We start from the raw sequence: 13,893 nt of genomic DNA, 5'->3' as shown, positions 1-13,893 counted from the left end.
CGCTGCGATCAGTGCGCGATGGGTTGAGCCGTGGTCATGGTGAGCCGAGCCTCGAGGCCACCTTCGGCACGGTTGTGCAGCTTCAGTTCCGCGCCCATTGCCACCGCAAGCTGCTGTGCGATGGCAAGGCCCAGGCCCGTACCGCCGGTGCTGCGGTTGCGCGAGCCTTCCAGGCGGTAGAAAGGCTTGAGTACGGCCTCCAACTGATCGGATGGAATGCCCGGCCCGTTGTCGACGACGGCGACCACCCACCGATCCGCTTCGACGCGCACGCGGACGCGCACATCGCTTCCGAACTTCAGCGCGTTGTCGATGAGATTCACGAGGATCCGCCGCAGGGCATTCGGGCGCGTCACGATCGGCGCGTCGATCCGTCCCTCCAGCAGCACCGGCTGGCCGGAGTCCCCGTAGTCGGCCACCATGCTTTCGAGCAGCGCATCGGCATCGATGCGGCAGGGCGGTTCCGTGGCGCCGTGCAGCGTGCGCGCATAGGTGACGCCTTCCCGCACCAGCGTGTTCATGGCATCGAGATCCTGCCGGAACTTGACCTGGTCCTTTTCGTTGTCCATCAGGTCGGTGCGCAACCGCATCCGCGTGATGGGCGTCTGCAGGTCGTGCGAAATGGCCGAGAGGATCTCCACGCGCTCGGCCAAGTAGCCGGCGATCCGCCGCTGCATGGCGTTGAAAGCGCGAGCCGCATGCGCGACTTCGGTCGGCCCTTCTTCGTCCAGTTCGTGCGCCTTCAGGTCGGGGCCGAGTTCATCCGCCGCTGCGGCGAGCCGGGCGAGAGGCCGCGTGACCAGGCGCACGGCGAACCAGGCGCAGATGGCGAGCACCGCCAACTGGACCCAGAGCACCCACATGACCCAGTCGGACACGGGGATGCCGACTCGCCGCGCACGCACGATCACCGAGCTTCCGTCCGCAAGCCGCACCTGGATCTGCAGACCATCTTGCACCTCGGCCGCCTGCGCCACCTTGACGACCTCGAACGGACGCAGCGCAGTCACGATGGCCTCGCCGAACTCTCGTGCGACGGGCGACTCGGGCGGCGGCCCCTCCACGCTGCCACCCAGCATGAACCGGTAGTTGCGCCGCTCCAGACGGTCGAGCCAACCGGCGCGTTCTTCGGCAGGCAAGCGATTCAGGATCGCGATCGAACTTGCGATGTCGCGCTCGATGCCGCTCATCATCAGCTCGCGAAGCGCGATGCCGCGCTCGTATCGGATCGATGCGAAGGTGAGCGCCTGCGCAATCGCCAGCCCCACCACGATGATCAGCGTCACGCGTGCGAAGAGGGAGCGGGGGACCAGCCGGCGCCAGCCCGCGATGGGGCGCGAGGACACTTGGTGGCTTTGGGGAAGAGGCATGGGTGGGTTTATAGGCCCCGAACCACCCTCCAGCCCCCTCGTGTGTATTCCAGTGTGTCTGCCCGGGGACGGTGACGTACACAGGTACACAGCCATGCAACAAGTGCCGATCGCGGACGCGCGGCACCTGGCGCAGTTCAATCGACGCCGACAGCGCCCAGCGCGAGTCGAACCAGGTCCACCTGCCGCACGCAGCCTGTCTTCTCCATCAGGTGGGCAATGTGCTTGCGCACGGTGTGGATCGACACCGCGGTCGCTGCGGCAATCTCCTCCGCGGTGGCGCCGTGCACCAGTTCCGCCAGCACCTCTCCTTCGGCCGCCGTGATGTCCAGCGCCGCGCACAGCACATCCAGCACGATCTCGGCCCGGGCGCGCGGCGGGCTCACGCGCGCGAGCAGCAAGGGATGGCGGTCGTAGCGCAACCGGCCGTCCGCACGCGCAAGGTCCATGATGCAGCCGCCCGTCCGGCTTCCCGGCAGAGCGACCCGCAGGGGTCCGGACGCCAGGGACGCGCGCCTGAGGGACGCTTCCAGGTGCTTGCGCAGCTTGGGAGACGAGTGCCACAGCCGGCCGGCGCGCACCCCTACCGAAGACATCCGATCGAGCCGGGCGCGCGCCGCTTCGCAAGCATGGATCACCCGGCCCTCCGCATCGACGAGAAAGGTCGCTTCATCGAAGGAGCTGTCGATGAGGTCGATGGTGGTCAGGACCCGATCGGCCGCCGCCTTGCGATCGGCCATGGCCGAGAGCAGGGCGGTGGTCAGCTCCCCGACCGGTCCAGTCGAAAGGAAATCGTCGCAACCCTCGGTCTTGCTCGCGCGATGAAAGCTGATCGCGGCACTCTGAGCGCCTGCCTCGATCTGGAAGGACAGCATGTGCCGCATCCGGTGCTTGAGCATGAAATCGTTGTAGTACTCGCTCTGACTCCGGACTTCGGGCGTCAGGCACCACTCGCTGTCGAACCAGGTGCCGGCATTCCAGGGCAGGGTGGGGTTCAGGAGAATGTCCTTCGCGTGGAAGTGGGCGAAGTATTCGCGCTCGGCCACCGAGTCGACATCGAGCGTCAGGCCATCGACGAGGCGTGTGCCCTCGACCACCAGAAAGGACGCGGTGTCGCTGCCGACGACGTCGCGTGCACTCTGGAGGATGTCCAGCCAGGGCGGCGCCGGATCCGACAGGTGGCGGATGGCCTCCAAGGCACGACGCAGAGCGACCGCCTTGCCGCCCCTTTCGCTGGCTTCTGGCATCGGACCCCTCCTACCCGGTATTTGTAAAAAGTAGTTCCAATGTATTACGTGGTATATGCAGGTGCTACTAAGGGAAGACGCGTAGGGCGAAGGCATCTCTCCCCATTCGGGGGGAGGAATGCAGAGCCCGCGCTATCGCGCGAGGTTGAGGTCCATGCTCTGCTGGAGCCGAACCAAACTCTCCTCGCCGACCCGGATGAGGCCGCTGCGCGGCTGGTCCATGTCGATGATGATCGTGAAGACCATCGCAATCAGCAGCGCGAAAAGCGCCGTGGATATGTGGCGTCGCCGGCTTGTCAGGCCATAGCCGTAGGCGATGAAGCTCAGGGCACCCAGAGCGACCGCGACCAGGAGACCGATCACGATCTGCGGCACATGGTTGTCCAGCGCGGCGTGGCGTTTCTCGTTGGTGTTGAACATCTCGTTCAACGACTGGATGACCAGCACTCTCTCCGGCGAGGCCTGGCCGACCGTCGGGGATGTGCCTGCCAGCGCCCAGAGCTGGGACTCGATGTCCGTCGTGGCGGCGCTGGTCGTTTCGAGTTGCGTCCGATCGACGCCGGCCCGCATGAAGTCGACGCGCGCCGCGACATAGCGCTTGAGCAGGTCCGACACCTGCTCCCGCTGCGATGGCGGCAGCAACTGGGCCCGCAGATAGGTTGTGCGGATGGCATTGACCTCTTCCTGGATCAGCGTCTTGCGCGCGTCGAAGCGCGAGGCAGCCATCGCGAAATTGAAGCCGAGCAGCAATGCCAGAAGTCCGAGCAAGGCGGCTTGCAGGGCGCTGATATGCGATCTGGAGGCGTCGTCACTCCGGTGAACATGGCGACGACCGAGTTGGAACGCGATCTCCAGGGCCGCAAAGAAGGTAACCAAAACAATGATGAACAGTACGGTCTCGTCCAGTCCAGCCAGCATGGCGTCTCCTTCGAAGAGCCGCCCATTCTGCTGATGCGGATGAAACCGCGCAAATCCGGAAGGCCCACTACATTGCGAAGCAGCGCCTGCGCCGGAACCCCATTGCCATGCAAACAAGACCTGCAGACCATGTCCTCATCGTCGACGACGACCGTGAGATCCGCGAACTCCTGACCACCTACCTGGTCAAGAACGGCCTGCGCGTGGCCGCCGTGCCCACCGGGCGTCACATGCGCGCGGCATTGGAAGAGTCAGGCCCTTTCGACCTGATCATCCTCGACCTCATGCTGCCCGGCGAGGACGGGCTGACGCTGTGCCGCGACTTGCGCGCAGGCAAGCACAAGGCCATCCCCATCCTGATGCTGACGGCGCGCAGCGAAGAAGCCGATCGCATCCTCGGCCTCGAAATGGGCGCCGACGATTACCTGGCGAAGCCCTTTTCCGCCCGCGAATTGCTCGCGCGAATTCGCGCCGTCATGCGCCGCACCCGCATGCTGCCGCCCAACATGCATGCGACCGAGACCGCCCGGACCCTGGCCTTCGGCAGCTGGCGGGTCGATACCGTTGCGCGGCACCTGATCGACGACAGCGGCACGATGGTCGCGCTGAGCGGCGCGGAGTACCGGCTTCTGCGCATCTTCCTGGACCATCCGCAGAAGGTCCTGAGCCGCGACCAGTTGCTGAGCCTGACGCAGGGCCGCGAGGCGGAACTCTTCGAGCGCTCCATCGACCTGCTCGTCAGCAGGCTGCGACAGCGGCTGGGCGACGACGCGCGCGAGCCGCGCTACATCAAGACCGTGCGGAGCGAGGGCTACGTGTTCGCGTCGGCGGTCGAGGCCAGCGATTGAGGCTGGGCCAGGAGTGACTGGATCTTCTTCTCCGTCTCGGCGTAGCGGCCCTCGCCGAAGTGCGAGTACACGACGCGCCCTTGCTTGTCGATCAGGTAGACCGCAGGCCAGTACTGGTTCCTGAACGCCCTCCAGGTTGCGTAGCTGTTGTCCTGGGCCACGGCGTGCTCGATCTGCAATCGCTTGATGGCCTCCTGCACGTTCCTGGTCGACTTCTCGTAGGCGAACTCCGGTGTGTGCACGCCCACGACGACCAGGCCCTGGTCCTTGTACTTCGCGTGCCAGTCCTTCACGTACGGCAGGTGGTTCAGGCAATTGATGCAGGTGTAGGTCCAGAAGTCGACGAGAACGACCTTGCCGCGCAAGGCGTCCAGCTTCAGCGGCTGCGAGTTGAGCCACGTGTCGATGCCCTGGAATTCGGGCGCGGCCCGCTGCTCGGCGACGGGCGTATCGCCGCCGTTCGGAGGCGCTGCGAAGGTCAAGGCTGCAAGCGAGGTCGCGAGGGCCGTGCCGAAGAGAAGAGCGCTGACTCGGATGTTCATGGGGATTCCTTCCAGGGAGCGAGTGGCCGGGTGTCGAACGGACGGATCTTCCGCCGCGACACGGCTCGTGCGCGCGCTTCGCGTACGGCTGTGTATCCGGCCCATGGCGCCGACACACTACGTTTCATTGACGGAAAGACGCTGCGGCCGTACGCACCATCTTCGAACCCGGCTGCCCCCTTCAGGCCGCAGGCTACGGAACGCTCAGCAGCCCGGCGACCTTCTTCGGGATCTCCTTGATAAGGTTCAGTGCGTCCTGGTTGCACGCCTTCAATTGATCTTCGGCATCCGGCGCTTTCTCCATCGCGGCCTTGAGCGCCGCATAGGTGTTGGCGCCCATGTCGATGGCCCGGCCGACGAGCGGCGTGACCTTTTCATAGAGGGAGAAGTCCAGCGCGGCGAGGGTCATTTGCGCACCGACCAGGTCGGACACTTCCGCGTGAAACTCGACCTCGAAAGACGCGAGTGTCTCGTGGCTGGCCTTGCCCGCGGTGATCACCTTGAACGACACCCACATCATCGAGTGCGCGGTCGAAGCCAGTGTCTTCGCCAGGTCGGCCACGGCATTGCGCGTGTCCGAACGGGCCTTGTCTTCGCGCGCGCGGGACCACTTCTCGGTCTCGAGCTTCGATTGGCGCCAGCCGGCGAACGCGAATCCGACGATGCCGGCGAGGGCGCCCACGCCTGCGCCTATAACTGCGGCCAAGCCTTGGTCAAGTGCCATGTCTGGAAATCTCCTGTCCGGATACGTGCTTCGGATCGGTTATCGGCACGACTGCCGAAAACTTGAGCCACGACGACAGGTGCAGGGGCCGGCGGTGGCGGCATGGGCCGGCATCTGACATCATCGCGGCCCGCCGACCATCACGCCGCAGGAGACCCCCATGACTCGCACCGTCCAAGAGAAGCGTGCCGCCTTCCGGGCGCTTCACACCCAAGACTGCTTCGTGTTGCCCAATCCGTGGGATGTTGGAAGTGCCAGGATGCTCCAGGGCATGGGATTCAAGGCCCTCGCATCCACCAGCTCCGGCTATGCCTGGTCGCAGGGCCTTCCTGACGGCGGGGCTTCTCGCGAGGCTGTGCTGGCCCACTTGCGCACCCTCGTCGATGCCACCGATCTGCCTGTGAACGCCGATTTCGAAAGCGGCTACGCGGAGAACGCGGAAGGCGTCGCTGTCAGCGTCCGCATGGCGATCGAAACGGGCGTGGCCGGCCTGTCGATCGAGGATGCGACAGGCAACGCCAGCGACCCGGTGCGCAGCATTGGCGAAGCCGTCGCCAGGCTCCGCGCTGCCCGCGCGGCGATCGACGAAGCCGGCGGCGACACCTTGCTGGTCGGGCGTGCCGAGAACTTCCTGTACGGTCGCACCGACCTCGACGACACCATTGCCCGGCTCAAGGCCTACGCCGAAGCCGGGGCGGACTGCCTCTATGCGCCGGGCATTCGCACGCGGGAGCAGATCACCGCCGTGGTGGCCGCGGTTGCGCCGAAGCCGGTCAATCTGCTGATCGGCTCGGCCAGCGAATTCACCCTGCAGGATGTCGCGGCGATGGGCGTCCGGCGGATCAGCGTCGGCGGCGCGCTGGCACGTTCCGCATGGGGCGGCTTCATGCGCGCCGCGCGCGAGATCGCGGAGAACGGCCGTTTCGGATTCGCCGAAGCGGCGCGGGGCGACGAATTGAATTCGTTCTTCCGCCGCACCGACTGAGCGCTGCCGCGGAGCTCACTCCAGCGCAGACGCGGGCCCGAAGAACTCGTAGCGAACCTGCCGGTCCGGCACACCGAGCGTCCGCAGCGCCGTCTTCACCTGCTGCATGAACGGCTTCGGGCCGAGGAAGTACGCATCGACATCGCGCGTCGCGGTCGGCAGCCATTGGGCGAGCTTCTGGGCATCGAGCCGGCCGACCGCGTGCGGTGCGTCGGCGGCGCCCGGCGCTTCGGGCGCCTCGTCGTAGCAGTAGAAGCGCTCGAGCTGGGGATGCTTCTGCGCCAGCGCGTCGATGGCATGGCGGAAGGCATGGACGCCGCGGGTGCGCGCGCAATGGATGAAGTGCACGACGCGCGAGGTCTTCAGGGCGGCTTCGAGCATTGCCAGCGTCGGCGTGATGCCCACGCCACCGCTGATCAGCACGAGCGGCCGGTCGCTCTCGGCGAGCGTGAACGCGCCCGAGGGCGGGAACAATTCGATCTTGCTGCCTACTCGCACGTGATCGTGCAGGTGATTCGAAGCGAGTCCGCCTTGCTCCCGCTTCACGCTGATGCGGTAGGTCTGGCCGTTCGGTGCGGCCGAGAGCGAATAGTTGCGGCGTATGTCCTGGCCGTCGAAGAGCAAGCGCAGGCTGATGTACTGGCCCGGCTGGAAGTCGACCACGGGCTTGCCGTCGACTGGCGCGAAATAGAAGGAAGTGATCTCGTCGCTTTCGGCTTCCTTGCGCACCACCTTGAAGTCCCGCCCGCCGCGCCAACCGCCCGGCGCTGCGGCCTTGCTGTCGTAGGCCTGCTTCTCGGCGCCGATCAGGAGGTCGGCGAGTTGCCCGTAGGCCGCGGCCCAGGCCTCGATGACTTCGTCCGTCGCGATCTGCGGGCCCAGTACCTCGCGGATCGCGCGCAGCAGGCAGGCGCCGACGATCGGATAGTGCTCGGGCTGCACTTGCAGGGCGACGTGCTTGTTGACGATCTGGCCCGCCAGCTCGCCCAGCGCTTCGAGCCGGTCGATGTTGCGCGCGTACATGAGCACGCCGTTCGCCAGCGCCCGGGGCTGATCGCCACTCGCCTGGTTGGCCTGGTTGAAGAGGGGGCGGACTTCGGGGTGCTCGCCCAGGAGGATGGAATAGAAGTGCGTCGTGAGTGCCTCACCGCCCGTTTCGAGCAGGGGCACGGTTGCGGTGATGATGGCCTTTTGGGAGACGGACAGCATGAAGAGAGCCTTTCGAAAGTAGAGGGGTGATTGCTTGTTCATTGCAATCGCCGTTCCAGCCTGTCCCGCCTTGTGAATCAAAGACTTGGTGGGCGATGATGTCTTGCTGACACGCCTAGGATGGCGTCATGTCGACTCAAATCGTGTCAATATGACAACACACCCATTGCTCCAGGCCATCATTCCGCTGGTGGCAGATATCGCGCGCGAGTTGCCCAGCACCGAACGCTATCGCCGATTGCTGGAGGCCTTGCGGGTGCTGCTCCCTTGCGATGCCGCGGCACTGCTGCGCCTCGAAGACGGCTCGCTGCTGCCGCTGGCCGTGGATGGCCTGAGCAGCGACACGCTGGGCCGCCGGTTCCGTGTCGAAGAGCATCCGCGCTTCGCGGCCTTGCTCGAGGCGGACGGGCCCTTGCGATTCCCGGCCGATAGCGCCCTGCCTGATCCCTATGACGGATTGGTCGAGGGTGTGAAGGGGCATCTGCCCGTGCATGACTGCGTGGGCTGCGTCGTACGCGTCGATGAAAAGCCGTGGGGCCTACTGACGCTCGACGACCTGGCCCCGGAACGCTTCTCCCGCATCGACCTGAAGGTGTTGCAGTCTTTCGGCAGCCTGGCCGCTGCGACGGTCAGCGTCGCGGGCCACATCGAGCAACTCAAGTCGAGAGTTCGCGACGAAAGCCTTCGCGCCGAGGGCTATCGGCTGGCAGCGGCGCCGCGCGCACGCGCACTCATCGGCCGCAGCCCGGCAATGCGGCAACTCCAGAAGGAAATCGACCTCGTCGGCGGAAGCGAACTGTCGGTGCTGATCCAAGGGGAGACCGGCGTCGGCAAGGAACTGGTCGCCGAGGCGCTGCATGCGGGCTCCTCGCGCGCCGCGCGTCCCCTGATCAGCCTGAACTGCGCCGCATTGCCCGAGACGCTGGTTGAGAGCGAGTTGTTCGGCCACGTGAAAGGTGCGTTCACCGGCGCCGTGGGCGAACGTCCGGGCAAGTTCGAGCTGGCCGACGGCGGAACGCTCTTTCTGGACGAGGTCGGCGAACTCTCGCTGCCGGTGCAGGCCAAGCTGTTGCGCGTGCTGCAGAGCGGCCAGTTGCAAAGGCTCGGGTCGGACCGCGAGCATCGGGTCGATGTCCGGCTCATTGCCGCAAGCAACCGCAACCTGGCCGACGAGGTGCGGGCAGGGCGCTTGCGTGCGGACTTCTATCACCGGCTGAGCGTCTACCCGTTGCAGGTGCCGCCCTTGCGTGAGCGCGGCCGCGACGTGCTTCTGCTCAGCGGCTTCTTCCTCGAAGAGAACCGTTCCCGTCTCGGCCTCGGTGGCCTGCGCCTGGACGCCGGCGCGCAGGCCGCGTTGCTTGCCTATGACTGGCCGGGCAACGTGCGAGAACTGGAACATCTGCTCGGCCGGAGCGTGCTGAAGGCGCTCGGCCGCCATCCGCGGCGACCGCGCATCCTGAGCCTGACGGCAGTCGACCTCGATCTGCCGGGGGCGCGTCTGGCGATCGAGCCCGCGGGCACGAGCGCAACAGCAGACGGGCCGCCATCCCCGTCGCGCATGCGCGACGGCGAGGGTCTTCGCGATGCCGTGGCGAGGCTCGAGCGCGAACTCGTGGCGTCCGCACTGGCGCAGAACGACTACAGCTGGGCCGCCGCCGGCCGCGCGCTCCGCATGGACCGCGGCAACCTCGCCCGCCTCGCGAAGCGGATCGGCCTGCCAGGCGACAAGCGGGCGCTGCGCGCGATGCGCGCGCCCTGAACCCTAGTTCTCGCCGTAGGTGGCGGCGCCTTCCGCCGCAATCGCCCGCGCGCCCGCACGGACCGTGGCGCGATCTGCAATGAAGGTGCGCGGCTGCACGCCGGTACCGCCGTTGCTGATCTGCACGGGTGTGCGCGCCTGTTCGCGGACCTCGGCGCGCGACAGAGTCGACTGGAAAGGTTGCGGAGGCAGGGGGTTCTGCTCGCCCTGGAAGGCCTGTGCCCCGAAGGCCGCGAGGCTGCCGAAGCACAGCGAGATGATCGAACGTCGTTGCAGCAGGGAATCCATGAGTCGCTCCTGAGAAGGTGGATGGGCTGCACCTTCTACGGATCGGCGGGCGGGCTGGTTCACCCCGCCTCGAGGCAACTCAAAAATCGGAAGACCGGACGATGATCGGTTCACGGTGCGTGGCGTCATAGCGCGACCACGCGGCCACGTTGATCGCCACGTAGTTCTCTTCGTACGCGCTTACCGCGCGACTGGCGCCGTCCGAGGCGTGCACGTAGGCACCGAAATGGGACGCGAGCGCGTCATCGGTGATGAGGGCTTGAATCTCGCGGCCTTGTGCGGGCAGGGCAAAGGCCACGCCATTGCCCACCCAATGCGCGCCGCGCGAGCCGCCGATCCGATGGCCGCTTGCATCGACGCCCATGGCGGGTTCGAGCGGCGCCCGCTCGGTTTCCACGGCTTCCACGACGGGTTCGGGCGGTGGATCTTCGAGGATTTCGGCCGAAGCAAGGTCCCTGTCGAGATACATCATTTCGAAGTTGCTGATCTGGATGATGTCCCGGTCCAGTAACGGTCGCACCGACACGTCGTCGCCGTTGACCAGCGTGCCGTTGGTGCTATGCAGGTCGTGGAGGGTGACGAAATGCCCGTGCCGCGTGAGGACGACATGGGCCTTGCTGACGGTAGCGCTCGCGAGCACGAGGTGGTTGCTTGCGCTGCGACCGATCCTGAGCTCCCCTTCGAGAAGTCGCACGTTGCGCAGTGCAACACCGTTTTTCGTCACGATCAGAGTCGGCATCGTTCGAGTCCCCCCTTGTGGCTTGATGGTAAGACGGCATAGGCGCTGCCGATCCCGACCGTCACATGGCGAGAGCACTGAGACGAACTGATACAGCAGCGATCGCGGAAGACGGGGCAGATCGTAAAGACGACCCTGTTTCCGTTCACACTGGCACCGGGCGCGCGGACAGCCGCGCGCCAGGATCAGAAGGAGACAAGCATGATCGAAGGACAACAGGATTTCTCTCGCCGCGCTGTGCTGGGCGCCTCGCTGGCAGCCGTCGCGATGGGGGCGCTGCCCCTTGTCGCGCGCGCGCAGTCCGGCACGATCCGGTTCATCCTGCCCAATGCCACGGGCTCGGGCGTGGACGCGATCACGCGGGCGGCACAGCCCGCATTGTCGAAGGCGCTCAACGCGTCGGTGGTGGTGGACAACCAGCCCGGGGCCGGTGGCGTGGTGGGCCTTCAGGCACTGGCGCGTTCGGCGCCCGACGGCAACACGCTGTCGGTCGTGTCGAACAACGTGGTGATCTTTCCGAGCGTGCTCAAGTCGCTGCCATTCGACATGCCGGGCGACTTCACGCCGATCGCGATCGTGGGTGCGACGCCCATGGTGCTGGTGGTCAACCCGAAGGTGCCGGCGCACAACAGCAAGGAACTGATCGCGGTGCTGAAGAGCAAGCCGGGGGCGCTGAATTTCGCATCCGGTGGCAACGGCACGATCCTGCACTTGGCGACCGAACTGTTTCTCGAGCAAGCCGGCGTGACTGCCAAGCACATTCCCTACAAGGGCGTCGGCCCGATGGTGACCGACCTGATCGGCGGACAGGTCGAGTTCGGCACGGCTGCCCTGCCGAGCGTTCAGGCGCACATCAAGAGCGGCGCGCTGCGGGCGATCGGTGTCCTCACGGCGCAGCGCGTGCCGGCCGCGCCGGAGATCCCGACCTTTGTCGAGCAAGGGCTGCCGAACTTCGTGGTGGATGCGTGGTTCGCCGTCATCGGCCCGAAGGGCCTGAGTGCGGCCAACGTCAAGAAGGTCCATGACGCGGTGGTCACCGCATTCGATGACCCGGCCGTCAAGGAATCGATGGCCAAGCAAGGCAACACGATTGCCGTCAGCACGCCGGAACAGGCGCAGGCAGCGTTCAAGAGCGAACTGGCGAAGTACGCGGCGCTCGTCAAGAAGGCGGGCATCGAGCCGCAGTAGCGTCAGCCCGCTCGCCTAGAGGCCCATCAACTCGGAGATTCTCTGGGTCACGGTCTTCTTGGGCGGCTTCGGTCCCAACGCGCCCATGCGGTGGTCCGCCAGTGCGTCGAGCGCATCGGCGACCCTGGCGCATCGCTCGTCCACGTCCTCGCCGCGGCGCCACCTGCTGGCCACCATGCGGATCTCCTCCAGGCTCATCGGAGGAAGAGGCGCCTCGCTGGCGAGCGGCCTGCGCGCTTCATTCACGGGGACGCGCACCCTGCGCGGTCCGAAGAGCCCGGTGGATGACGGCGCAGGACGGCCGGAGAAGTGGAACTGTTCCATGCGCGGCATTCTGTCGAGTCGAGCTGCGGAGGGCCAATATCGCGGAGGTTGTAGGTTCACTGCGGAATAGAGGCAGCGGGCCTGCTGACGCGGGGAGGCGGGGGGTACGATGCCTGCAATGAGTTTGAGTCCAGCCCGCATTTCCAGTCCCCGTGGCCCGCGCATCTATCTGGCGGGCCCGGATGTCTTTTTTCCCGGTCAGGAGGACATCTTCCTGACCCTGAAGGCGCAGTGCGCGCAGTTGGGCATGGAGGGGCTCGCGCCGACAGACACTGACTTGTCGCCAGCGACTCACCCCCAGCCCGATGACCTGGCGCAAGCCATCTATCAAGGCAACGTCGAAATGATCCGCCAGTCGGACGGCGTGATCGCCAACCTGATGAGCTTCCGCGGCCAGGAGCCCGATTCGGGCACGGTGTTCGAAGTGGGCTTCGCCATCGCGCTCGGGAAGCCCGTGGTCGGCTACGGCGTCCCGGAGGGCAGCTACGCCGACCGGGTCGGTGCGGCGATCGCGTGCAGCGCGGATGCGGTGGGGGAGGTCCGGGAGGTCGAAACCGGCGCGATGGTCGAAGGCCTCGGCCAGCCGCTCAACCTCATGCTGGCGCGGTCGGTCCGGCTCGCGCCGACAGCGCAAGTCGCGCTCGAATGGCTGGCGACCGAACTGGGTGCGCAAACAAAGAGGCCCAGCGGGGTTTAGTCGCTGGGCCCTGGGCTTCCGCTTCGTGCTGCATTTGCCTGCGAGAGGCTGCGTCTGCCTACGTGAGAGGCGCACAGGAAACCCAACGATCAGACTCTAAGCATTTGCCTCGTGCGCGTCTCCATCCATCGGTGGCTTGGCGCGATTCCCCAGGTTTCAAGTGCCACAAAAGGTTTCGACGCGGCCGCCTGGGACCGAGCAATGTCAGAACTTGAAGCCCACGCCTACGTAGGGCCCGCCCAGGCTCGCCTTGGTCACCGGCGCGTCGTCGCGGTCGAAACTGAAGTAGCGGTAGCCGAACTTCACCGTCGTCTTCTCGGAGAAGCGGTAGCTCGCGCCGGCGAGCGCCTGCCAGCTCAGGTCGGAGCCGCCGGCGCCGACATCGGCGTAGGCCAGTAGCGACCACTTCCCGTCGATCGGATACAGCACGCGCGCGCCGACGACGCCGTCCCACCAGCCCTGGCTCCTCTCATGGTGGGGGCCGATGGGCGCGAAGATGCTGGTGAGGCTCGCTTCCGTCTTCGTGTAGAGGTAGCGGGCGCCGCCCACCACGTCGACCAGCGCCGGCCCTTCCATGACACGGTAGAAGCCCACCATCGTCCAGATCTGCTGCTCGTAATCGATGTCGAGGTTCGTCAACGGGGCGAAGAAAGGGGTCTTGCTGGTCCCCAGCTTCACGTACTGGACATCCATCAGCCCGCCCCACCGTCCCTTGCGCGCCTCGATGGCGCCCATGGCGCCGAAGTCGAGCGCGGAGGCGAGGTCCGAGAAGGGCACATGGAGCCGCTGCGTCCCGATGAAGCGGGTATCGACATCCGCGCGGACGGCTGTCGCCCAGAAATACGGGGTCACCTCGAAGTCCCAGGCGGGCCCCAGATCCGAGGATTGGGCCCAAGCCGGCAAGGCGACGATGGTGCATGCAAGACCGCAGAACCTGGCGATAGTGGACATTTTCGTTTCCCTCGTTGCGACTGCAGACAGGCACGCCGATCCTAGGAGCGACCGCGATCCACGGCAATCGAGGCGACTTCATGTGCTGCCACGTGACGGCGTAC

Annotated in this window: 15 protein-coding genes; 5 read left to right on the top strand and 10 right to left on the bottom strand. The window is 66.1% G+C overall.

Annotation, left to right across the window (positions count from 1 at the left end):
• Window positions 1–8 precede the first annotated feature (8 nt).
• The 3 genes from QTH97_RS12280 to QTH97_RS12270 all read right to left on the bottom strand — a co-directional run bounded on the left by QTH97_RS12280 (window position 9) and on the right by QTH97_RS12270 (window position 3,535).
• Window positions 9–1,370, bottom strand: a complete 1,362-nt coding sequence (locus tag QTH97_RS12280) for a sensor histidine kinase (protein ID WP_286568428.1) — start codon at window positions 1,368–1,370, stop codon at window positions 9–11.
• A 137-nt stretch (window positions 1,371–1,507) separates the two neighbouring features.
• Window positions 1,508–2,617, bottom strand: coding sequence for a helix-turn-helix transcriptional regulator (locus QTH97_RS12275; protein ID WP_286568427.1), 1,110 nt, complete (start codon window positions 2,615–2,617; stop codon window positions 1,508–1,510).
• Between the two features lie 132 nt (window positions 2,618–2,749).
• Complete coding sequence (locus QTH97_RS12270; protein ID WP_286568426.1) at window positions 2,750–3,535, bottom strand: bestrophin-like domain; 786 nt, start codon at window positions 3,533–3,535, stop codon at window positions 2,750–2,752.
• Window positions 3,536–3,642: 107 nt separating this feature from the next.
• Between QTH97_RS12270 and QTH97_RS12265 the strand changes: the two genes are divergently transcribed.
• Window positions 3,643–4,383: a response regulator gene (locus QTH97_RS12265; protein WP_286568425.1), complete on the top strand. Its 741-nt coding sequence runs from the start codon at window positions 3,643–3,645 to the stop codon at window positions 4,381–4,383.
• Here QTH97_RS12265 and QTH97_RS12260 read toward each other — a convergent pair.
• Complete coding sequence (locus QTH97_RS12260; RefSeq protein WP_286568424.1) at window positions 4,347–4,925, bottom strand: thioredoxin family protein; 579 nt, start codon at window positions 4,923–4,925, stop codon at window positions 4,347–4,349. The two genes, QTH97_RS12265 and QTH97_RS12260, sit on opposite strands and share 37 nt — an antisense overlap.
• A 193-nt stretch (window positions 4,926–5,118) precedes the next feature.
• Window positions 5,119–5,649 carry a hypothetical protein gene (locus tag QTH97_RS12255; RefSeq protein ID WP_286568423.1) on the bottom strand — a complete coding sequence of 177 codons (531 nt, stop codon included), beginning with the start codon at window positions 5,647–5,649 and terminating at the stop codon, window positions 5,119–5,121.
• Between the two features lie 160 nt (window positions 5,650–5,809).
• On the opposite strand from QTH97_RS12255, the gene QTH97_RS12250 reads away from it, so the two are divergent.
• Complete coding sequence (locus QTH97_RS12250; protein WP_286568422.1) at window positions 5,810–6,634, top strand: isocitrate lyase/PEP mutase family protein; 825 nt, start codon at window positions 5,810–5,812, stop codon at window positions 6,632–6,634.
• 15 nt (window positions 6,635–6,649) lie between these two features.
• Here QTH97_RS12250 and hmpA read toward each other — a convergent pair whose 3' ends face one another.
• Window positions 6,650–7,843: an NO-inducible flavohemoprotein gene (gene hmpA, locus QTH97_RS12245; protein WP_286568714.1), complete on the bottom strand. Its 1,194-nt coding sequence runs from the start codon at window positions 7,841–7,843 to the stop codon at window positions 6,650–6,652.
• Between the two features lie 151 nt (window positions 7,844–7,994).
• Here hmpA and norR point away from each other — a divergent pair, with 151 nt between their 5' ends.
• On the top strand, window positions 7,995–9,602 hold the full coding sequence (norR, locus tag QTH97_RS12240) for a nitric oxide reductase transcriptional regulator NorR (protein WP_286568421.1): 1,608 nt from the start codon (window positions 7,995–7,997) through the stop codon (window positions 9,600–9,602).
• 3 nt (window positions 9,603–9,605) lie between these two features.
• Here the strand turns inward: norR and QTH97_RS12235 are convergent, their stop codons facing one another.
• Both QTH97_RS12235 and QTH97_RS12230 read right to left on the bottom strand, forming a co-directional pair.
• Window positions 9,606–9,890: a DUF4148 domain-containing protein gene (locus QTH97_RS12235; protein WP_286568420.1), complete on the bottom strand. Its 285-nt coding sequence runs from the start codon at window positions 9,888–9,890 to the stop codon at window positions 9,606–9,608.
• A 79-nt stretch (window positions 9,891–9,969) separates the two neighbouring features.
• Window positions 9,970–10,845: an FHA domain-containing protein gene (locus QTH97_RS12230; protein WP_286568419.1), complete on the bottom strand. Its 876-nt coding sequence runs from the start codon at window positions 10,843–10,845 to the stop codon at window positions 9,970–9,972.
• Here QTH97_RS12230 and QTH97_RS12225 point away from each other — a divergent pair.
• Window positions 10,831–11,817, top strand: coding sequence for a Bug family tripartite tricarboxylate transporter substrate binding protein (locus QTH97_RS12225; RefSeq protein ID WP_286568418.1), 987 nt, complete (start codon window positions 10,831–10,833; stop codon window positions 11,815–11,817). The genes QTH97_RS12230 and QTH97_RS12225 overlap by 15 nt on opposite strands.
• Before the next feature lie 15 nt (window positions 11,818–11,832).
• On the opposite strand, the gene QTH97_RS12220 is transcribed toward QTH97_RS12225, so the two are convergent.
• Window positions 11,833–12,141, bottom strand: coding sequence for a hypothetical protein (locus tag QTH97_RS12220; RefSeq protein WP_286568417.1), 309 nt, complete (start codon window positions 12,139–12,141; stop codon window positions 11,833–11,835).
• A 118-nt stretch (window positions 12,142–12,259) separates the two neighbouring features.
• Here QTH97_RS12220 and QTH97_RS12215 point away from each other — a divergent pair, with 118 nt between their 5' ends.
• Window positions 12,260–12,838 (top strand): nucleoside 2-deoxyribosyltransferase, encoded by a 579-nt coding sequence (locus QTH97_RS12215; protein WP_286568416.1) that lies wholly within the window; start codon window positions 12,260–12,262, stop codon window positions 12,836–12,838.
• Window positions 12,839–13,042: 204 nt separating this feature from the next.
• Here QTH97_RS12215 and QTH97_RS12210 read toward each other — a convergent pair whose 3' ends face one another.
• Entirely contained in the window at window positions 13,043–13,789 is a 747-nt protein-coding gene (locus QTH97_RS12210) for a YfaZ family protein (protein WP_286568415.1), read from the bottom strand.
• Window positions 13,790–13,893: the final 104 nt, after the last annotated feature.

It is taken from the genome of Variovorax gracilis (assembly GCF_030317115.1).
Lineage (GTDB): Bacteria > Pseudomonadota > Gammaproteobacteria > Burkholderiales > Burkholderiaceae_C > Variovorax > Variovorax gracilis.
The sequence above is the reverse complement of the archived record's forward strand: the minus strand, read 5'-3'. Positions and strand labels throughout refer to the sequence as shown.

Bases quoted from the DNA above. Each gene is read 5' to 3' on its own strand.
- QTH97_RS12280 (WP_286568428.1), bottom strand. From the start codon at position 1,370: ATGCCTCTTCCCCAAAGCCACCAAGTGTCCTCGCGCCCCATCGCGGGC.
- QTH97_RS12275 (WP_286568427.1), bottom strand. From the start codon at position 2,617: ATGCCAGAAGCCAGCGAAAGGGGCGGCAAGGCGGTCGCTCTGCGTCGT.
- QTH97_RS12270 (WP_286568426.1), bottom strand. From the start codon at position 3,535: ATGCTGGCTGGACTGGACGAGACCGTACTGTTCATCATTGTTTTGGTT.
- QTH97_RS12265 (WP_286568425.1), top strand. From the start codon at position 3,643: ATGCAAACAAGACCTGCAGACCATGTCCTCATCGTCGACGACGACCGT.
- QTH97_RS12260 (WP_286568424.1), bottom strand. From the start codon at position 4,925: ATGAACATCCGAGTCAGCGCTCTTCTCTTCGGCACGGCCCTCGCGACC.
- QTH97_RS12255 (WP_286568423.1), bottom strand. From the start codon at position 5,649: ATGGCACTTGACCAAGGCTTGGCCGCAGTTATAGGCGCAGGCGTGGGC.
- QTH97_RS12250 (WP_286568422.1), top strand. From the start codon at position 5,810: ATGACTCGCACCGTCCAAGAGAAGCGTGCCGCCTTCCGGGCGCTTCAC.
- hmpA (WP_286568714.1), bottom strand. From the start codon at position 7,843: ATGCTGTCCGTCTCCCAAAAGGCCATCATCACCGCAACCGTGCCCCTG.
- norR (WP_286568421.1), top strand. From the start codon at position 7,995: ATGACAACACACCCATTGCTCCAGGCCATCATTCCGCTGGTGGCAGAT.
- QTH97_RS12235 (WP_286568420.1), bottom strand. From the start codon at position 9,890: ATGGATTCCCTGCTGCAACGACGTTCGATCATCTCGCTGTGCTTCGGC.
- QTH97_RS12225 (WP_286568418.1), top strand. From the start codon at position 10,831: ATGATCGAAGGACAACAGGATTTCTCTCGCCGCGCTGTGCTGGGCGCC.
- QTH97_RS12220 (WP_286568417.1), bottom strand. From the start codon at position 12,141: ATGGAACAGTTCCACTTCTCCGGCCGTCCTGCGCCGTCATCCACCGGG.
- QTH97_RS12215 (WP_286568416.1), top strand. From the start codon at position 12,260: ATGAGTTTGAGTCCAGCCCGCATTTCCAGTCCCCGTGGCCCGCGCATC.
- QTH97_RS12210 (WP_286568415.1), bottom strand. From the start codon at position 13,789: ATGTCCACTATCGCCAGGTTCTGCGGTCTTGCATGCACCATCGTCGCC.